The organism is Rhodococcoides kyotonense (genome assembly GCF_001645385.1).
Taxonomy (GTDB): Bacteria; Actinomycetota; Actinomycetes; order Mycobacteriales; family Mycobacteriaceae; genus Rhodococcoides; species Rhodococcoides kyotonensis_B.
The window spans coordinates 1-19,790 of the sequence record NZ_LVHI01000014.1 but is presented as its reverse complement, the minus strand read 5'-3'; the positions used below and the strand labels follow the sequence as shown (position 1 = coordinate 19,790).

Sequence of the window (19,790 nt, the reverse complement as noted above, 5' to 3'; positions counted from 1 at the left end):
AAGCTGTCCAACGGTTGCTGCGGTCCATCGATGCCGAGGTGACTGTGGCACAACATCCGCGCTGCTCCTCGAGGACGTGGAGAAGAGACGTCGGACCCGCCGACTAGGCTGCCTTCCATGGCGGGAGTATTCGATCGATTGATCGGCCAAGAGGACGTCGAAGCCGAATTGACGGGTGCAGCCGTCGGCGCTCGCCTCGGTGACGGCGGGTCGGCGATGACACACGCCTGGCTGTTCACCGGCCCTCCCGGGTCCGGACGCTCGATCGCCGCCCTGTGTTTCGCTGCAGCCCTGCAATGCACCAGCGAGGGGACGCCCGGCTGCGGCGAGTGCCACGCATGTACGACGACGATGGCAGGCACCCACGGCGATGTCCGACGCATCATCCCGCAGGGCTTGAGCATCAGCGTCAAGGAGATGCGCGACATCGTGCAGATCGCCGCGCGTCGTCCGAGCACCGGGCGGTGGCAGATCGTCGTCGTCGAGGATGCCGATCGTCTCAGTGAGGCCGCCGCGAACGCGCTGCTGAAGGTCGTCGAGGAGCCGCCGGAGCGGACGGTCATTCTGCTGTGTGCGCCGTCGACCGATCCGGAGGACATGTCGGTCACCTTGCGGTCCCGGTGCAGGCACGTTCATCTCGTCACGCCGACGTCGTCGGCCATTGCGCAGGTACTGCAGACGCGCGATCAGCTCGACGAGGAGACGGCCCGGTGGGCGGCGTCGATCAGCGGTGGTCACGTCGGACGGGCCCGCAGGCTCGCGAAGGACGAAGACGCACGTGCGCGACGCAAGCGCGCGTTGGGGCTGGCGTCCGCGGCTGCGAGACCCAATCAGGCGTACCTCGCGGCCGAGGAGATGGTGAAAGCCGCCGAACTCGAGGCTGCCGAGATCAGCGACGCGCTCGACGGCGTCGAAATGGAAGAACTGCGGACGGCACTCGGTGCGGGCGGCACCGGCAAGGGCGCGGCGGGAGCGCTACGCGGGTCGGCGGGTGTCATCAAGGAGTTGGAGGCGCGTCAGAAATCGAGGCGCACCCGCAATCTGCGTGACTCCTTCGACCGCGCGCTGATCGACCTCGCCGGCCTGTACCGCGATGCGTTGGCGCGGTCGTACGGGTCGACGGCCACGCTGAATCACCCGGACATGGCCGATCAGATCGAGCGAATGGCCAGGGGAGCGTCGCCCGAGGCTCTCCTGAAGAGCATCGAGGCGATCCTCGACTGCCGCGAAGCGCTGGCACTCAACTCGAAGCCCAAGTTCGCGGTGTACGCGATGGTCGCGCAGTTGGGTGCGGCGCTGCGCTGACGTTCGCCCAGCCCATCAGCATGGATGGCACACGCCAACTGTCTATCGGATGCCACGGTCCATCGATGCGCCACGGAGGCCGCCGAACCCCCGCTGACGTGCCGATTTCATTTTCCGCGGGTTGCTCCGTTAGACTCACGAACGCCGAAAGGCACGCCGCCTTAGCTCAGTCGGTAGAGCATTTCACTCGTAATGAAAAGGTCAAGAGTTCGATTCTCTTAGGCGGCTCCGACAAGAACCCCGACGCGCACCAGCGCGCCGGGGTTCTTGCTTTCTGGTGTGCCCCCGGGCCGAGCTCACTGTTTGTAGTTCGCCAAGAACTTTCCGATTCTCCCGATGATCGCTTCGAGGTCGTCCGCGTGCGGGAGCGTCACGATGCGGAAGTGATCCGGCCGCGGCCAGTTGAATCCCGTTCCTTGCACGATGTGCAGTTTCTCCTGCAGCAACAGATCGAGGACGAACTTCTCGTCGTCGTGGATCTGGTAGTAGTCGAGGTCGATGCGCGGGAACACGTACAGCGCGCCCTTGGGCTTGACGCAGGAGATACCGGGAATGTCGTTGAGCGACTTCCACGCCTGGGTGCTCTGCTCGTAAAGGCGGCCGCCGGGTGCAGTCAACTCGTAGATGCTCTGACGTCCGCCGATGGCGACCGAAATGGCTTGCTGTCCCGGCACATTGGGGCACAGACGTAGGCCGGCCAGCATCGTGAGTCCCTCGATGTAGCTCGACGCGTCGACGGATGCACCGGTGAGCACCATCCATCCGGCCCGCAGACCCGCGCTGCGATACACCTTGGACAGACCCGAGAACGTCACGCACAGAACGTCCGACGCCAATGCTGCAGTGCTGGTGTGGGTGGCGCCGTCGTACAGAATCTTGTCGTAGATCTCGTCGGAGAACACGACGAGCTGATGCCGGCGCGCCAGTTCGAGTATCTGCAGCAGGACCTCGTCGGGGTAGACGGCGCCGGTCGGGTTGTTGGGGTTGATGAGCACGATCGCCCGCGTGCGGTCGGTGATCTTCGACGCGATGTCGTCGACGTCGGGGAACCAGTCGGACGCCTCGTCGCACACGTAGTGCACGGCGCGCCCGCCGTTGAGAGTCGTGGCCGCGGTCCAGAGCGGAAAGTCGGGCGCAGGAATGAGTACCTCGTCGCCCGTTTCGAGCAGCGCCGTCATCGACATCATCACCAGTTCGGAGACGCCGTTGCCGAGGAAGACGTTCTCGACGTCGACGTCCTGGACTCCGCGGGTCTCGTAGTACTGCGCGACGGCGCGGCGCGCGTGCAGCAGCCCCTTGGACGTCGAGTATCCCGACGACGTCGGGAGCATACGCACGATGTCGGACAGAATCTCCTGCGGTGCGTCCAGCCCGAACTCGAGGGGATTGCCCGTGTTCAGCTTCACCACGTGGTGTCCCTCGGCCTCGAGGCGAGCCGCGTGTTCGGCAACGGGTCCGCGAATCTCGTACGAGACACCGGAGAGCTTGCTCGACTGCCTGACCTGCATGAAGGTTCCTTTCCGTGGTGGAGTCACCCAACCTACTTGGTTCGCCCAAGTTTGCGCTTGGATTTTCCAAGTGACCGTCTACGATGGCAAGCATGCCACGTCGGAGCTATCAGCAGTACTGCGCCATAGGCCGAACCCTCGACATCGTCGGTGATCGGTGGAGTTTGCTCGTCGTGCGCGAGCTCTGCGGCGGTCCCCGTCGCTACAGCGACCTGTTCGCCGACCTGCCGGGAATCAGCACGGACGTTCTCGCGGCTCGTCTGCGTGACCTCGAAGCGGACGGCGTCGTCGCGAAGCGTCTGATCGGGCCGCCCACCAATGCCTCGGTGTACGAACTGACCGAGGAAGGGGAGGGCTTACGGCCGGCGCTGAGGGCACTTTCGGAATGGGGTGCGGGCCGTCTGGGCGAGCGCGGCGACAAGGATGCCGTCCGCGCGCATTGGATGGCGTTCCCGATCGGTCGTGCGATCGCGGAACGCGTCGGAAAGGCGGCGGTCAACGTGCGGATCGGAAGCGAGCCGACGTTCCACGTCCTGGTTGCCGACGGTGACATCGAGCATCACGACAACGAAATCGATTCCGCCGACGCGGATATCGTGCTCGACCTCGACGACGCCATCGCGATCGTGCGTGGTGAACGATCGCTGCCTGTCGAGGCGGTCACCTGGCATGGCGACACCCCGCCGCCCGGGAATTCGCGGGCGATCAGTCAGTAGCTCATCGGCAATGTGCAGCGGTGTGCTTGATAGATAAACGGTTGTCCACACCCCTGCCGACGGCTTTACTCACAGGGGTGTAATTCTTGTACACATGCCCTGTGCTGGGGGAATGCCCGACCACCCCGGTTTCATCCCCAGCCCATCCACAGCTTCCGGCCGACGGTCCTCGAGATTTCCACAGATCTATCCACACCCTGTTAGTGCATATGTTCGAATCCGGCGGATGATGTTCGGGACGGCTCGGTCCACTAGCGTTTCCCAGGAGCGAGCAGGAAGGAACGACGAGTGGCCGAGGAGATCGACGGCGTCAGACCCACGATGGCCGACGTCGCACGCATCGCCGGCGTTTCTCCCGCGTTGGTGTCCATCGTCATGCGTGGTGTCCCCGGGGCGAGCGATGAGACTCGGCACCGAGTCAAGGCGATCGCCGACCGAATTGGGTACGTGCCGGACCGTCGGGCACAGAAGCTGCGGCAGACCCAGTCGCGACTCCTCGGGGTGACCTTCGATCTGCAGCAACCGTTCCACGGCGACCTCGTCGAACACGTCTATACGGCCGCGGAACGACATGGTTACGACGTCATGCTCAGTGCGGTGGCCCCGACCCGTGACGAAGAGAGTGCGGTGCAAGCACTCGTGCGCGAACGATGCGACGTGGCGCTTCTGCTCGGATCCGGCTTGGGGACAAGGGAACTCACCGAGATCGACGCGCGTATTCCCGTCGTCGCGCTGCTGCGGTCGAGCGGCGTCGACGCCATCGGATCGGTCCGCGGCGACGACGTGGCCGGCATCGGCACGGCGGTCGACCATCTCGTCCAGTTGGGGCACAGGCGCATCGCGCACATCGACGGAGCTGCAGCGCCGGGAGCCGAGGACAGACGCCAGGGATTTCTCGCGGCCATTCGACGTCACGGCCTCGACGAGCACGCTCGCGTCGTCGCGGGTGGAATGACGGAAACCGAAGGCGCGGAGGGAATGCGGCAGCTGTTGGCGTCGGGTGAGGTACCGACGGCGGTCGTGGCGTTCAACGACAACTCGGCGACCGGAGTTCTCGATCACCTTCTACGACGGGGCATCGACGTGCCGGGCGATATTTCCGTTGTGGGATACGACGATTCGCGTCTGTCGCGAATCGCGCACATTCAATTGACGTCGATCTCGCACGATGTCGCCGCCGTGGCCGACGCGGCCGTCGACAGCGGGCTCGCTCGGTTGGCAGGTGAACAGGCCGAGGATGTCGTGCTGGCGCCCACGTTGGTCCGACGCCGGACGACCGCGGTGCCGCGGGAGCGCTGACGTCCGTTCCGTCCGCGCTCGGCCAGGCACGATTGGGCGATGCCGTCATCGGGCATGCGACGGGGCATGACGAATCTACTTTTTGCAGTCACGTCCGCCGATCAGTGGACTCTGAAGGACGGCACGAAACATCCGACGGGCTTCTGGGCCGAAGAACTCGTCGCATCTCACCGCACATTTGTCGAGGCAGGCTGGAACGTGACGGTCGCGTCGCCGGGTGGAAAGCCGACCGTCGTCGACGAGGGATCTCTCGCTGTCGACGCCAACGGTGGTGACGAAGCCAAGGTCGACGAGCTGAAGAAGTACTTGGAGTCCGTCGATTCGGTGCTGCGCAGCCCTGCGGTGCTCGAAGACCAGAAGGCGGGCGACTACGACGCCATCTTCGTCCCGGGCGGACACGGACCGATGGAGGATCTGGCGGTGTCGCCGCAGGTCGGTGCCATCATCACCGAGCTTCTCGACGCAGGAAAGCTCGTGTCCGCGGTATGTCACGCACCTGCCGCGTTCCTGCCGGCCACGCGCCAGGACGGTACCTGGGTGTTCGACGGCTACGAGCTCACCAGCTTCACCGACGAAGAGGAAACGCAGGCAGGTCTGGCCGACAAGGCTCCCTGGCTGCTGGAAAGCAGACTCCGCGAGTCGGGTGCCCGCTTCTCGTCCGGTGACGCCTGGGAGCCGCACATCGTCGTCGACAGGAATCTCTACACCGGGCAGAACCCTGCGTCGACCAAGCCGCTGGCCGACAGGGTGGTGGAGGCGCTACGCACCCGTGGGTGAACAGTTGGAGCCCAGACCAACCATGTGCGCACGGGTGCCGCAGACGCCCTAGAACTTCTTGCGAAACCGCATTCCGATAGGGCGGCCGTCCGGGTCGACGAACAACCGGTACGCCACCGACGCGAGACGCTGCTGCCACACGGGCGGCACGTCGATGTCGTGACGCCGCAGCCGCCCGGCAGGACGCGGACCGCCGGACGGGTTCTCGTGCCACGCGTCCAGACGATCCGCGTGCGCCGCGACGGTGTCGAAGCACGACGCGGGGTCGACGAGATCGTCGTCGTCCCCGACGTCGCGGCCCAGATGCTCACGGAGTAGTTCGAGGCGGAAGTCCCGTGCAAACACCCGGGCGCCGTCACCGAGACCGGATGGGTCGGTGGGCTCGCGCGGATCCTTCTCGTCGTCGACGATCGCCGCGGTCAGTTCCGAATCATGGGTCCACGATCGACGATTGAAGTTGTCGGAACCCACCGCGGCCCAGACGTCGTCGACGATGCACACCTTCGAATGCACGTATACCGGTATGCCGCGGTCGTTCTCGAGATCGAGCACGAGAACGCGGTCGGCGCCGGCGTCGCGAATGACGTCGAGTGCGGCCGAATGCCCCAGCAGGGCAGACGGAATGGTGATCGCGCTGTCGTCGTCGAGATGCTTCGGCACGACGATGATCAACCGCAGTTCGGGCGCCCGACGCAACGCGGCCGCGAACACCTCGGCGACGTCGACCGACCACAGATACTGGTCCTCGACGTAGATCAGACGTCGCGCCCGGCGCAGCGCCTTCGCGTAGGCGCGGGCCGTGCTGCGCTCACCCTTCGTCGCGAACGGGTACGCCGGGCGTCGACGCGGGTACGTGCGCAACAGCTGGATCGCGCACGAACCCGCCGGATCCGACGCGGGCAGCTGCTCGGGAAGGTCCGACGGCTCACGCGTCGCACCGCGGATGGCGTCGGGAATCGCATGCCAGGGCAGTCGCGACAGCGCGGCTGGGTCTTCCCATCGCTCGCGGAAGACGTCTTCGACGTCGCGTACCGCCGGGCCCTCGATCTGCACCTGAATGTCGTGCCACGCCGGGATCTCCCCGTATTCGGGCGGAAACGGCCGACTGACGGGGTCACCGAAATGATCCGCGTCGTCGCGTCGGGCACGGGCTAGATCGATGCCCCCGACGAACGCGAGGTCGGAGCGGTCGGCCTCCCGGTAGCGGATCACGACGAACTTCTGGTGATGACTGCCCAATGCCAGCACGCGTTGATCGAGAATCACCTCGCCGCCCGCCTCTTCGAGCTTCAGGGCGAGCTTGCGGTTCTTCGGGCCCGTGAAACCGAGCGTCTCGATGTGCGACCGCCACACCATTCCCTTGACGACGCCACCGCGCCCGGCCACGTCGGCCAACGCGTCCTCCACGGTGACGCCGTCGTCGGTGAGGAATTGCTCGGGGTCGCCGCGCCAATCGGTGAACATCACCAGATCGCCGTCTCCGGCCACGGCCAGCGCGTCGGCGAGGGCCGCGAAATACGGCTTGCCGTGGACGAGCGTCGTGACGCGGTTGCCGACGGTCCATGCCGCGATGCGGGTGTCGGGGTTACCGCGTTCCTCGGCGCCGAGGAACCACGGGTGCGTGTCGCTTCCGAAGTCCTGGACCTGATCGTGCAGCGCGGCGCTGCTGCGGCCCAGCCGTCGCGCGACCGCATCGATGGTCCGGGTCAGCCGCTGCGGTATCACGGAGAGGAATACTGTCAGAGCGCCGACGGAATGGCCCTACGAGGTCGGGGTGAACTCCGGCTGATCGATGATGCGCACCCAGGAGCCGTCTGCCTGACGCTTGACGACCTGCGCTCGGGCGCCCGCCCCGTCCTTCGGGGCTGTCGACGTCAGGGCGATGTCGCCGTGGACGAGCGTCGGGAGGCCTTCCTCGTACTCGAAATGCGGGCCGTGGGCCAACACGGACGCCCACAGGTCGCGGATCGCTGCCCGTCCTACCGTTGTCCGACCAGCGGGGTAGGCCATGACAGCGTTCTCGTCGTAGAGGGCGGCGACGCCGTCCGCATCGCCTGCGTTCGAGCGCTCGACGAACAGTCGCGTGATGTCTTCCGGGGTCATTGCTTTGTTCTGTGTCATGTTCTTCAGCCTGCAAGGGCGTCTTTCAGAAGTCCAACGCATTGTTCCGATGGAAACTAGAATCAGAGCTTATGGAACTCCGTCAGCTCGAGTACTTCGTCGCCGTCGCGGAGGAAGCCAATTTCACGCGTGCAGCGGAGCGGGTCAACATCAGCCAGTCGGGCATCAGTGCTCAGATCAAAGCGCTCGAACGCGAGGTCGGCGCCGAGTTGATCGACCGCCGCAGCCGGGTCGCCGCGCTCACCGTCGCAGGGAAGGCGGCAGTGCATCACGCGCGGGCAGCTCTGGCGTCGGCGGAGTCGTTGCAGCGCAGCGTCGACGAGGTGAACCTGTTGGTGCGTGGGCGCATCGATGTCGGCATGGTCACCGCGTGCACCGTGACCCCGCTGTTCGACGCGTTGGCGTCGTTCCATCGAGAACATCCAGGCGTCGAAGTGTCTCTGTCCGAGGACAATTCGGATGTGCTGATCGAGCGTGTGCTCGCCGGTTCACTGGACGTCGCCTTGGTGGGTACCGCCGCCGATCCGCCCGACGAGCTCGAATCGCTCGTCCTGATCCGGGAGGGGCTTGCGGCGTGCGTGCCGCCGGAGCACCCGCTGGCCGGACGATCGGACGTCACGGTTCGCGAGCTCTGCGCATATCCCGTCGTCTGTCTGCCGCCGGGAACGGGAATCCGGTCGGTGTTCGACGAATCCTGTTCGCGCACAGGCGCGAATCCGAACATCGCGTTCGCCGCCAGCGCCCCGGCGGCGGTGGCGGATCTGGCCGCGCGGGGTATGGGCGTCGCGGTTCTCAGTCGGTCGATGAGCACGGATTTCACGGACCGGCTGGTGTCGGTTCCCATCTCGGACGCGGTCGTGGATGCTGTTCTCGCACTGGTCTGGTCGCCGAATCCGAGTGTCGCGGTCCGGGCGTTCACTCGCCACGTGCATGCGAATGCGTAGTGCTCGTGTCACTCCGCGGGCTCGCGCGCACGTGGGGCGGAGGCACCGCGGAGATCGGGGTGATATACCTGGGTGATGAAGGTTACAGGCAAGGTTGCCGTCGTCACGGGTGGAGGCGGTGGAATCGGGGGAGCCCTCGCCGAACGGCTGGCCGCAGAAGGCGCCCGTGTCATCGTGTCCGATATCGATCCGACTGCCGCGTCGAACGTCGTCGCACGCATCGACGAGACGAGCCCCGGCGTCGCGGTCTCCCTGGGTGGCGACGCGTCGAAGACCGAGGACATCACCGCGCTCATCGCGCTGGCCGAGGACACCTACGGGCCCGTCGACCTCTATTTCGCCAACGCCGGAATCAGCGGCGCGCCCGGCCTCGACGCGAGCGAAGCCGAGTGGGATCTGTCCTTCGACGTCAACGTGCGCGCTCACATCAGGGCCGCGCAGTTGCTCGTGCCGACATGGTTGGAACGTGGTGAGGGCTACTTCGTCAGCACCGCGTCGGCAGCCGGGCTTCTGACTCAAATCGGTTCTGCCACATACTCGACGACGAAACACGCCGCGGTGGGATTCTCTGAATGGCTGAATGTCACGTACGGCGATCAGGGTATTCGCGTCAGCTGCCTGTGCCCGATGGGCGTCAACACGAAGCTGCTGTACGAGGGCAAGGATTCGGGCGACGCTCTGGGCGTCGCCGCGACCAATGCTGTGTTGTCCGCCGGCGAAGTGCTCGAGCCGTCCGACGTCGCCGAGATCGTGCTCGCTGCGATGGACGCCGAACAGTTCTTGATCCTGCCGCACACCGACGTGCTCGAGATGTACCGCCGCAAGGGAGCCGACTACGACAGGTGGCTGCACGGTATGCGGCGATACCAGAAGACATTGATGGGCCGGACCAACTGAGGGGATCTCACGTGTCGTTCTTCGAAAGAACCGATCGCGCAAAGAAATACGAATCCGATCTGCTCGAGTTCATGGACTCGCACATATACCCGGCCGAGGCGGTCTACGAGGAACAGATGCGTGAGGCGGGTGACCCGCACGCGCAGCCGCAGATTCTCGAGGATCTGAAGGTCGAAGCGCGACGCCGTGGTCTGTGGAACCTCTTCCATCCACACCCCGAGTGGGGGCCCGGTCTGACCAACCTCGAATACGCGCCGCTCGCCGAGATCATGGGACGCAGTCTGTTGGCGCCCGAAGCGTGCAACTGCAACGCTCCCGACACCGGCAACATGGAAGTCTTCACCTTGTTCGGCAGCGACGAGCACAAGGAGAAGTACCTGAAGCCGTTGCTGGACGGCACCATTCGGTCCGCGTTCGCGATGACGGAACCCGACGTCGCCAGTTCCGACGCCACCAACATCGAGATGAGCATGGTGCTCGACGGTGACGACTACATCCTCAACGGTCGAAAGTGGTTCGCGTCCAACGCGATGCACAAGAATTGTCGCGTCCTCATCGTCATGGGCAAGACCGACCCCGACGCCGCGACGCACCGGCAACAGTCGATGCTCGTGGTTCCCATCGACGCGCCGGGCGTGACCGTCGTCCGCAATCTCCCCGTTTTCGGCTACGTGGACCGCGAGGGTCACGCCGAAATCCTGTTCGAGGACGTGCGGGTGCCGTCGAAAGACGTCTTGAAAGGCCCGGGCGAGGGGTTCGCGATCAGCCAGGCTCGGCTCGGACCAGGCCGCATCCACCACGCGATGCGCACCATCGGTGTCGCCGAGCGTGCGCTGGAGCTGATGTGCCGAAGGGCGTCGTCGCGCGTCACGTTCGGCAAGCCCGTCGCGGCGCGCGCCAACATTCAGGACTGGATCGCCGAGGCGCGCATCGACATCGAGAAGACGCGGTTGCTGACGCTGAAGGCCGCGCATCTCATGGACACCGTCGGCAACAAGGAAGCGCGCACGGAGATCGCGGCCATCAAGGTCGCAGCGCCGGAAATGGCGCTCACCATCATCGATCGGGCCATCCAGGTGCACGGCGGCGGCGGCGTCTCGAACGATTTCCCGCTGGCCATGATGTACGCCCACGTGCGTACGCTCCGGCTTGCCGACGGGCCAGACGAGGTGCACAAGCGCGCGATCGCGAAGATGGAGCTGAAGAAGTACATGCAAGGCTAGGCTGTGCTAACTTCCTCGGCATGAAACGCATCCTTTCGCGGATCGTGCTTGCCGGTGTGGTCGTCGCGGGCCTGGTGGCCTGCAGTAGCGCGAGTCAGGACGAGGCGTCGACCGACACGAGGACGGTCACCGTCGAGCACGTGGCGGGGTCGACGACCATCGAGGGCACGCCCGAACGCATCGTGGCGCTCGGGCAGCAATGGGTCGACGCGTTGGCCGAATTCGACGTCACACCCGTCGGCTACGTCTCGGCAGGTTCCCAGGGCGACGACCGCAAGCTGTTTCCGTGGCAGACCGGCCTCGCCGAGGATGCGACGATGCTCGACTCGTCGACGGTGGACACGCTCGACGCCACCCCACCGACCGAGGAGATCGCCGCACTGGCACCGGACCTGATTCTGGTGTCCGGCATCGCGTCCCCGGATCCGTTCGAGGGTTTGAACCAGCTCGCGCCGACGGTATTCCCCGAGGCTGCAACGGTCGACAGCTGGCAGTGGCAGATCGAAACCCTGGGCAGGATTCTCGATCGTGAGGACGACGCGGCGGCGATCGTCGCCGAGGGACAGGACTTCACGAACGGCATCGCCGAGCAGTACCCGGGGCTCGACGGCAAGACCGCCGTCCTGGCTCAGTACATCGTCGCCACGCAGCAGGCCGTCGCGGTCGTGAACCCCGACGACGGTGCTGCGAAGGTCTTCTCCAGCATCGGGATGAGCGTTCCCGCCGATCTCGCTGCATCGCCCGATGTCACGGGTGGTCGCATCGTCTTCAGTCCCGAACGGATCAACGAGCTGAGCGCCGACCTCGTCGTCATGCTGCCCAACGGCGGCACCGCGGCGGATCTCGAAGCGCTCCCCGGGTTCGACACTCTGCCTGCGGTGGCCGGTGGCGGTCTCGCGGTGCAGGACTACGCGACGGTCGTCGGATTCAATCTGCCGTCCAAGGCGTCGATCGAGTACTCGCTCGACAGGATTCGTCCGCAGTTGGAGGCGGTAGGCGGCTGACTCCGCACGCGCGCGAATGTACTGTGCCTTCGGGTCGTTCCGCAGGCTTCACTCCCGGCCTCTATACATTCGCGCGCACGTGCGCCGAAGGCGCGTTACTGTGGCCCTCATGCGCACATGGCGACAGCGTTACCGCACGTCAGCACCGCTTCCGGCCTCGCCGGCGAAGATCGTCGTGGTGGGAGGCGGGTTCGGGGGCTTCTACGCTCTCCGAACTCTGCAGAAACTCCTCGAACCCGAGCGGGCAACGCTGACCCTCGTCGCGCCCAACGATTACCTGCTCTACAGCCCACTCCTGCCCGAGGTGGCGACGGGTGTGCTCGATCCCCGCGACATCGCCGTCTCCCTGAGACAGACGCTTCGCCGGGCGAAAACCGTGCTGGGGCACGTCGGTTCCGTGGACTTCGACGGCCGGCGGCTCAGCGTGAAGGGCCGCGAGTCCGAGAGCGAATTGGAATGGGACAAGCTGATTCTCGCGCCGGGATCGGTGACGCGGCAGTTCGACATCCCCGGCGTCGCCGAGAACGCGCACGGGCTCAAGACCCTCAGTGAAGCCACGTTCATCCGCAATCACGTTCTGGCGCAGCTCGACGCGGCCGACACACTTCCGGATACGCCCGCCGGTCGCGCCGAGCGCGTGGAACGACTCACCGTCGTCGCCGTCGGAGCCGGCTACACCGGCACGGAATTCGTTGCGCAGATGCAGAATTGGATCAAGGGCATCGCAACACGGTGGGCGAGTATCGATCCCGACGACGTGCGCTGGCTGCTCGTCGACGTCGCGCCCGCCGTTCTTCCCGAACTGGGCGAGCAACTCGGCAAGGAGGCGATGGACGTACTGGCCGAGCGCGGCGTCGAGGTCCGGTTGGAAGTCTCCGTCGAGTCGGCGACGGAGACCACTGTGACGCTCACCGACGGGACCGTCGTTCCGTCGCGCACGCTCGTATGGGGTGCCGGTGTCGCGCCGAGTCCGCTGATCGCGAAGCTCGGGTTGCCGACCGAGAAGGGTCGCCTCGTCGTCGAACCCGACCTGTCCGTGCCCGGCCACCCGGGTGTCTGGGCGCTCGGCGACGCGGCCGCGGTGCCCAACCTGGCCACCGACCCGTCGGCACCCACGCCGCCGACGGCCCAGCATGCGCAACGCCAAGGCGTCAGAGCGGCTCGCAATGTCGCGGCGAGCCTCGGTGTCGGAGAGGCGAAGCCGTACATCCACAAGGATCTCGGACTCGTCGCCGATCTCGGTGGTTTCGACGGTGTCGCGAAGCCTTTGGGGGTGCAGCTGAAGGGACCGGTCGCGAAGTTCGTGGCGCGTGGCTATCACCTCTACGCCTTGCCGACGGCGGCTGCGCGCGTGCGGGTTGCGACGGATTGGCTGTATGCGTCGATCCTGCCGACGCGTGTCGTCAATCTGGACCAGGTGCGGTCGGAGGATGCGTTGATCGCGAAGGCGCAAGGCGCATAGCGCATGTGCACGGAAATACATAGCAGGCTGTGTATTTCCGTGCACATGCGGCGAAGCCGCCTACCGAAGGTGATGCACTTCCTGCAGCCCGTAGACCGGGGTGTCGATGCCCTCGTACCGCGCCTTGATCTGCAACGCCAGGTACAGCGAGTAGTGCCGCGACTGGTGCAGATTGCCGCCGTGGAACCATAGGTTCTCCTGCTGCGTCGGCTTCCACATGTTGCGCTGCTCGCCCTCCCACGGACCCGGGTCCTTGGTGGTGTCGGAGCCGAGGCCCCAGCACTTGCCGACCTTGTCCGCGGTCTCCTGGTCGATCAGATCCGCGACCCATCCGTTCATCGAGCCGTAGCCGGTCGCGTAGACGACGACGTCCGCCTCGAGCTCGGTGCCGTCGGAGAGAACGACCGCGTTCTTCGTGAGGTGATCGACCTGTCCGGCAACCAGTTTGATCTTCCCGTCCGCGACGAGTTCCGATGCGCCCACGTCGATGTAGTAGCCCGATCCGCGACGCAGATACTTCATGAACAGTCCGGATCCGTCGTCGCCGAAGTCGTGTTGGAACCCGGCCTTCTCGAGCCGATCGTAGAAGTCCTTGTCCTGCTCGGCGATCTTCTGGTACACGGGGATCTGAAATTCGTGCATGATCCGGTACGGCAGCGACGCGAACGTCAGATCCGCCTTGCCGGTGGTCATTCCGGATTCGACGGCACGCTCGGAATACAGGTCGCCCAAGGCGATTTCGCACAGCGAATCGGACTTGACGATGTGCGTCGACGACCGCTGCAGCATCGTCACGTCGACGCCCGTTTCGTACAGGGCTTTGCAGATGTCGTGCGCGGAATTGTTCGAGCCGACCACGACGACCTTCTTGCCGACATACGCGTCGGGACCCGGGTGTTCGCTCGAATGGTGTTGTTCCCCTTCGAAGATGTCCATACCCGGGAAGTTCGGGACGTTCTTCTTGCCGGACATTCCCGTCGCCATCACGAGCTGCTTCGGCTTCAGGACGACTTCCTCGCCGTCACGATCGACGACGACGGTCCACTCCTTCGCCTTCTCGTCGTACGTCGCGGACTTGGCCGTGGTTCGGCTCCAGTACGGAACCTCCATGACCTTCGTGTACATCTCGAGCCAGTCGCCGATCTTGTCCTTCGGCGCGAAGACCGGCCAGTTCGACGGGAACGGCAGGTAGGGCAGGTGGTCGTACCACACCGGGTCGTGCAGGCAGAGCGACTTGTAGCGTCCGCGCCACTGATCTCCCGGCCGGTTGCCGCGGTCGACGACGATGGCGGGCACCCCGAGTTGACGGAACCTCGCTCCGAGAGCGATGCCGCCCTGACCGCCGCCGACGATCAGCGCGTACGGCTGGACGGTGTAGCCCAGTTCCTTCTCCTCGATCTCCTTCTTCTCCGCCCAGTTCTGGGTATCGGCGTTCGATCCGTGCACCGCGCCCTTGATGCGCGTCCTGCCCTGACGCTCCTCGTGGCCTTTCAACTCCTGCATGGTCGTCAGGAGAGTCCAACCTTCGTCGCCCTTCAGACGCAGGTGGCCCTTTCCGCGGCTCGTGGCGGTCTCGAACTCGATCCACGCCGACGTGACGCCGTCGGCCTCCTCCGGGGTTTCCGTCGTCCGGAAGCCGGTGGGGTCCGTGTCGTGCAGACGCTCGCCGAGCATGTCGGCGATTCCGTCTCGGCCCTCGACCGTCTTGATGTTCCAGGTGAACGTGACCAGATCACGCCAGAAGCTGTCGACAGCGAACTTGCCGGCCGCCCGCTCGATGTCGCGGGCAGCCAGCGCAGCTTCGAAATCCGCCAACCAGGCGTCGACGCGTTCCTGTGGGGTCAAGGCGAGAACCGGCGGTTCGATGGTCTGGGTCATGGAAGACTCCCTCGTTCGTGTCCGTGTGCTGTGATCCAGCACACTCCATGCGGGCACGAACCGTCGAGAGTTGCAGTGGGTTGCACGTGACGCGCATCACTCGACGTGGAGGGTCGATCACCGCGACCGGTGCGGCCGGTCCTCGCGCGAACCGCTAGTCCGGAGCGCCGAGGTTCAACTCGTCGGGATGCGCGCCGACGCGTACGCCGTCGTCGAGCGTTGCGATCTCGCTCAGATCCTCGTCGGTCAGTTCGAAGTCGAAGACGTCGATGTTCTGCGAAATACGTTCGTCGTGAACGGATTTCGGGATCACGATCAAGCCGTTCTGCAGGTGCCAGCGAATCAACACCTGCGCGGCCGACTTTCCGTGTCGCTCACCGATGCGCGTGATCACGTCGTCGGTCAGAAGCGTGTTGGGCTTCGACGCGTTACCCCACCCCGAGTTGCTGGTGCCGCCGAGCGGACTCCACGATTCGACGGCGATGTCGTGCTGCCCTGCCAGGTCGCGAATGGCCTGCTGGGTGAGATGCGGATGCAATTCGACCTGGTCGACGGCCGGAAGCCGTCCGCCGCGATCGATGAGCATCTGCAGATGGCGTGGCTCGAAGTTGCACACGCCGATGGCCTTCGCTCGACCGGAGTCGGCGATCTTCTCCAGCGCATCCCACGTGCGAAGAAGTCGGTCGTCGTTCTGCAGGGGCCAGTGGATGAGATACAGGTCGACGTAGTCGAGGCCCAACTTTCCGAGGCTGACGTCGAACGCCGCCAAGGCAGGCTCGTATCCCTGGTCCGCATTCCACAGTTTGGTGGTGACGAAGATGTCCTCGCGCGGCACGGACGAGGTGCTGATTCCGCGGCCGACCGCTTCCTCGTTGCCGTATGCGGCCGCGGTGTCGATGTGGCGATACCCGGCTTCGTCCAGCGCGTACCGAACGGCATGTTCGGTTTCGGCGTCGGCGGCCTGCCACACGCCGAGGCCGAGCTGCGGGATCGTGGTTCCGGAGTTCAATGTCAGATTCGGAGTGCTCACCTCGTCCAGGCTAGAGCGTCTTTGGCATCATCGTCGGTGTGACTGTGCAACTCGTGGCCACCGATCTCGACGGCACACTTCTCACCTCCGAACGGACGGTGTCGACGCGTACCGCCGATGCGATGGCCGCGGCCAGGGCGTCGGGAATCGAGATCGTGTGGGCGACGGCACGCGCGAGGCACTCCATTCACGAACTCGCCGGGTCCTGCGGCTTCACCGGGAAAGCGATCGGCGCCAACGGTGCGGTCGTTCTCGATCTGTCCGACGGCACCCCGGTCATATCCGGTACGACGGCCATCGACGCCTCGGCCGTCGAAGCCGCGATGACCCGAGTTCGCGAGCTCGTGCCCGGCGTCGTGTTCGCGACGGTCGGGCCGACGGCGTTCGTGGCCGAACACGGGTACGCAGCATTGTGCGTGTTCGCCGACCACCATCGGCACCCGCACGAAATGGTCGTCTCCACAACGGTTCTGGAGGAGGAACCGACGGTCAAGATCGTCGCGCGTCACCCCGAACTGTCGAGCGTCGATCTGTATCGCACGGTCCTGAGTGCCGAGGTAGGTGGCGTCGAGCTGACTCATTCGGGCGCGCCGTACATCGAGATGTCGGCGGCGGGTGTGTCCAAGGCGAGTGCACTGTCGCGACTGTGCACCGAACTGGGTATCGACCGTGAGTCCGTCGCCGCCGTCGGCGACGCCTTCAACGACCTCCCGATGCTCGAATGGGCAGGAACTCCACTCACGACGGCCAATGCCATGCCCGAGATCAAGAACGTGGCGCATCGTGTGCTGGAATCGAACGACGACGACGGCGTCGCACTCTATCTCGAGGAACTCGTGCGTTTGCGCGCGTGAAACCCTGTGTTGCAACCAAATTCGTGGAACGACGAGGAGACCACCGCATGACCGAGGTAGACGGCAACGGATCCGGCGGCATGACCGTCGCGCAATATCTGTCGGTGAACGGGATCGCCGTTACTCCGTCGGACAGTGTGCTCGCGGCGACGCTGGGAATCGCCGCGTCGGCGCCGGCGGGGTGGCAGGCAGCACCGGTGGGCCAGTTCCCGGGAGCGACCGAGGTGCTCGTCGAACCAGGCTTGGTCGAGAACGGTTTCGCGCCGAATGCCGTCCTCCTCGTCGGCAAGCTCTCCGAACCGGTCGATGCTCAGGCGCTGTTGGACTGCAGTTTCACCGACGCTCGCGTGATGCCGGGGTGGGTCGAGTTGGAGGCGCAGGCCGAAAACCTCGGACCGTGGCCTGCACGCTTCATCCGCGGGTCGTTCGCTGCCGAGCAACTGGACCTGGCCGTGACGACGAGATACGCCGTCGTCGGCGTCGACGATCAGTTTCTCGTGCAGTTGACGGTGACGGTTCTGGCCGACCAGATCGACAAGCTGGCGTTCGACATCGACGCGATCAACAGCGGGCTCTTCACCGACATCTCGTGACGCCGTGGCTTGTCGCCCGACGCCGCTAGTGTCGGGTGCATGCCGAATCGCAGCGGACGAGCGCGGCACCTGTGGGTGGTGCCGGACCTTCCCGACGACTCATCGAGTCGTTCGACGGTGGCCGAGTTGGCAGGCCCCGCTGCCAGAACCGGCCGGCCGCTGCGGGACGCGCAGTTCGTCCTGCGGGTGACTTTGCGCGACGGCGAGCCTGCCGTGTGGCGCCGGATTCGCGTGCGGTCGGACCTGCTGCTTCCGGAACTGCACACGGTTCTGCAGACGGCGATGGGGTGGTCCGGCCGTTGTACACACTGCTTCTCCGGACACCCCATGGTCGACGACGACGCAGCTCACGGGCACCTGCGTATCGACGCGCTGCTGGCTGAGGTCGGGGCGTCGCTCGACTACACCTACGACGCCCATGGCGGGCAGGTCCACATCGTCGAACTCCAGGACATCGTCTTTCACGTCGACGACCCTCGATCCCGTTGTCTCGACGGTCGAAACGTGTGCCTGCCCGAGGATCGCGACGACAGCGTCGATGTCGCTGCCTTCGACCGCGGTGCCGTCGACCTCCGCATGCGCGCGCTCAGCATGTCGCGGTCCGTCGACACGGAGAGCGCGGCCGAGTCGCCCCTGGTTGCGAGACTGCTGCGCAGGTTGCGAGCGACCGACGTTCCGCAGCTGACCGCGTTGCTGCCTCGCTGTGAGTTGACCATCGAGAGTTCCGTCGACATCCCACTCGCGGAGATCGCGATGTCGAAACTCGCCTGGTTCCTCCACCGCGTCGGCGAGCGAGGCGTCGAACTAACCGGGGCAGGCTATCTACCTCCGTCGCTGGTCGAGGCCATTCGCGACGAGCTGGACTGGGGAATCGGCTGGCATGGAACGAGCTTGCGAGAGGTCGATCATCACCAGGTGACGGACCTCCGCGACGCAGCGAGGAGTCTGGGGCTGGTACGCGTGCTGAAAGGCACGTTGGTGAGAACGAAAGCCGGCACCCACCTGGCCGACGACCATGTCGGGCTCTGGCAGCACTGCGTCGCTCGGTTGCCGATCGGCAGGGAGGCGCAGGAGAAGGACGCAGGCACGCTGTTCCTGATAGCCCTCGCGTCGTCTGCGTCGGCTCGGCATCGGGACGAGCTGGCCACCCATGCGATGGCGGCGCTGGGATGGGCGATGGACGCACGTATCGCCGGACAGAGGACGGTCGCGTTCCTCGACCTGATCGGCGCGCACGGGCCGATGTACTACTTGGGGCGAACGGACGTGGACGCGCCGCAGTGGGCTCGTAGGTTCGCGCGCGACGCGCTCAGGTCGTCGACGCGGTAGGGCGGGGTCGGTAGTTTCGGGGCGTCTCGACCGTGCCCGACGGCTTCTCCTCGCGACCTACCGCCTCTGACCAGGCGATTTGGAGTTCTGCGACTCGTCGCGTAACTTTTGTCGAGTCAGAGCGACACGGACACCGACTCCGAGCCGAGAGGCCGGAGACAACGAGGTTGTACGGAGTGCCTGACATAGTGTGTCCCCCAAGAGTCGGAAGTTTGCTTCCGAGACCAAGCTGGGATAGGCTGGAACAGTTGCCCTTGATGCTGGCAGGCGTGAGTCTGCGGGTGGATGGTGTGCGCGTGTTCTTTGAGAACTCAACAGTGTGTCGATGAATGTCAGTGCCGAATGTTTTTGGCGCTCATGCCTTTCGGGGTGTGGGTGTGACGTCTTCTTGCTTCATTCTTCCCGTCTGGGGTGAGGGGACATTTTGTTTTGCTAGTTGAGTTTTTTTGCTAGTGATTTGGCTCTTTGGTTTTTGAACTGATTGCGTGGTTTTCGGACTGCGTGGTTGAGAGTCTTTTACGGAGAGTTTGATCCTGGCTCAGGACGAACGCTGGCGGCGTGCTTAACACATGCAAGTCGAGCGGTAAGGCCTTTCGGGGTACACGAGCGGCGAACGGGTGAGTAACACGTGGTGATCTGCCCTGCACTCTGGGATAAGCCTGGGAAACTGGGTCTAATACCGGATATGACCATTCCATGCATGTGGGGTGGTGGAAAGATTTATCGGTGCAGGATGGGCCCGCGGCCTATCAGCTTGTTGGTGGGGTAATGGCCTACCAAGGCGACGACGGGTAGCCGACCTGAGAGGGTGACCGGCCACACTGGGACTGAGACACGGCCCAGACTCCTA

Annotated in this window: 17 protein-coding genes, 1 tRNA gene and 1 rRNA gene; 14 read left to right on the top strand and 5 right to left on the bottom strand. The window is 65.0% G+C overall.

The features are described from left to right. Positions 1-117: 117 nt before the first annotated feature. Positions 118-1,305 carry a DNA polymerase III subunit delta' gene (locus tag A3K89_RS13015; RefSeq protein WP_068426548.1) on the top strand — a complete coding sequence of 396 codons (1,188 nt, stop codon included), beginning with the start codon at positions 118-120 and terminating at the stop codon, positions 1,303-1,305. A gap of 155 nt (positions 1,306-1,460) precedes the next feature. Continuing rightward, positions 1,461-1,533: transfer RNA gene (locus A3K89_RS13010), tRNA-Thr, on the top strand. A 68-nt stretch (positions 1,534-1,601) separates the two neighbouring features. Here A3K89_RS13010 and A3K89_RS13005 read toward each other — a convergent pair. Further along, positions 1,602-2,813 carry a pyridoxal phosphate-dependent aminotransferase gene (locus A3K89_RS13005; protein WP_068426546.1) on the bottom strand — a complete coding sequence of 404 codons (1,212 nt, stop codon included), beginning with the start codon at positions 2,811-2,813 and terminating at the stop codon, positions 1,602-1,604. Between the two features lie 92 nt (positions 2,814-2,905). On the opposite strand from A3K89_RS13005, the gene A3K89_RS13000 reads away from it, so the two are divergent. From A3K89_RS13000 to A3K89_RS12990, 3 genes are all read left to right on the top strand, one after another. Beyond that, entirely contained in the window at positions 2,906-3,529 is a 624-nt protein-coding gene (locus A3K89_RS13000) for a winged helix-turn-helix transcriptional regulator (protein ID WP_068426544.1), read from the top strand. 321 nt (positions 3,530-3,850) lie between these two features. Further along, positions 3,851-4,828, top strand: a complete 978-nt coding sequence (locus A3K89_RS12995; RefSeq protein ID WP_068426687.1) for a LacI family DNA-binding transcriptional regulator — start codon at positions 3,851-3,853, stop codon at positions 4,826-4,828. Between the two features lie 66 nt (positions 4,829-4,894). After that, positions 4,895-5,605, top strand: a complete 711-nt coding sequence (locus tag A3K89_RS12990; RefSeq protein ID WP_068426542.1) for a type 1 glutamine amidotransferase domain-containing protein — start codon at positions 4,895-4,897, stop codon at positions 5,603-5,605. Between the two features lie 48 nt (positions 5,606-5,653). Here A3K89_RS12990 and A3K89_RS12985 read toward each other — a convergent pair whose 3' ends face one another. Both A3K89_RS12985 and A3K89_RS12980 read right to left on the bottom strand, forming a co-directional pair. Next, a complete protein-coding gene (locus tag A3K89_RS12985; protein ID WP_068426540.1) occupies positions 5,654-7,330 on the bottom strand; it encodes a phospholipase D family protein in 1,677 nt (558 codons plus the stop codon). Between the two features lie 36 nt (positions 7,331-7,366). Continuing rightward, positions 7,367-7,726 carry a YybH family protein gene (locus A3K89_RS12980; protein WP_068426537.1) on the bottom strand — a complete coding sequence of 120 codons (360 nt, stop codon included), beginning with the start codon at positions 7,724-7,726 and terminating at the stop codon, positions 7,367-7,369. A gap of 71 nt (positions 7,727-7,797) precedes the next feature. On the opposite strand from A3K89_RS12980, the gene A3K89_RS12975 reads away from it, so the two are divergent. The 5 genes from A3K89_RS12975 (at position 7,798) to A3K89_RS12955 (ending at position 13,256) form a co-directional block, all read left to right on the top strand. Then, on the top strand, positions 7,798-8,670 hold the full coding sequence (locus A3K89_RS12975) for a LysR family transcriptional regulator (protein WP_068426534.1): 873 nt from the start codon (positions 7,798-7,800) through the stop codon (positions 8,668-8,670). 75 nt (positions 8,671-8,745) lie between these two features. After that, complete coding sequence (locus A3K89_RS12970) at positions 8,746-9,567, top strand: SDR family oxidoreductase (protein ID WP_068426531.1); 822 nt, start codon at positions 8,746-8,748, stop codon at positions 9,565-9,567. Between the two features lie 71 nt (positions 9,568-9,638). Further along, positions 9,639-10,790 carry an acyl-CoA dehydrogenase family protein gene (locus A3K89_RS12965; protein WP_240930944.1) on the top strand — a complete coding sequence of 384 codons (1,152 nt, stop codon included), beginning with the start codon at positions 9,639-9,641 and terminating at the stop codon, positions 10,788-10,790. 20 nt (positions 10,791-10,810) lie between these two features. After that, positions 10,811-11,794, top strand: coding sequence for an ABC transporter substrate-binding protein (locus A3K89_RS12960; protein WP_084423773.1), 984 nt, complete (start codon positions 10,811-10,813; stop codon positions 11,792-11,794). A gap of 109 nt (positions 11,795-11,903) precedes the next feature. Beyond that, a complete protein-coding gene (locus A3K89_RS12955) occupies positions 11,904-13,256 on the top strand; it encodes an NAD(P)/FAD-dependent oxidoreductase (RefSeq protein ID WP_068426525.1) in 1,353 nt (450 codons plus the stop codon). Between the two features lie 60 nt (positions 13,257-13,316). Here the strand turns inward: A3K89_RS12955 and A3K89_RS12950 are convergent, their stop codons facing one another. Next, complete coding sequence (locus A3K89_RS12950; protein ID WP_068426522.1) at positions 13,317-15,134, bottom strand: NAD(P)-binding domain-containing protein; 1,818 nt, start codon at positions 15,132-15,134, stop codon at positions 13,317-13,319. A gap of 154 nt (positions 15,135-15,288) precedes the next feature. Further along, entirely contained in the window at positions 15,289-16,164 is an 876-nt protein-coding gene (locus tag A3K89_RS12945; protein ID WP_068426516.1) for an aldo/keto reductase, read from the bottom strand. Positions 16,165-16,202: 38 nt separating this feature from the next. On the opposite strand from A3K89_RS12945, the gene A3K89_RS12940 reads away from it, so the two are divergent. The 4 genes from A3K89_RS12940 to A3K89_RS12925 all read left to right on the top strand — a co-directional run. Continuing rightward, positions 16,203-17,018, top strand: coding sequence for a Cof-type HAD-IIB family hydrolase (locus A3K89_RS12940; protein WP_068426513.1), 816 nt, complete (start codon positions 16,203-16,205; stop codon positions 17,016-17,018). A 47-nt stretch (positions 17,019-17,065) separates the two neighbouring features. Beyond that, positions 17,066-17,611 carry an LpqN/LpqT family lipoprotein gene (locus tag A3K89_RS12935; RefSeq protein ID WP_068426512.1) on the top strand — a complete coding sequence of 182 codons (546 nt, stop codon included), beginning with the start codon at positions 17,066-17,068 and terminating at the stop codon, positions 17,609-17,611. 39 nt (positions 17,612-17,650) lie between these two features. Then, entirely contained in the window at positions 17,651-18,940 is a 1,290-nt protein-coding gene (locus tag A3K89_RS12930; RefSeq protein WP_068426511.1) for a plasmid pRiA4b ORF-3 family protein, read from the top strand. 515 nt (positions 18,941-19,455) lie between these two features. Then, positions 19,456-19,790: ribosomal RNA gene (locus A3K89_RS12925) — 16S ribosomal RNA — on the top strand; the annotation flags it as partial.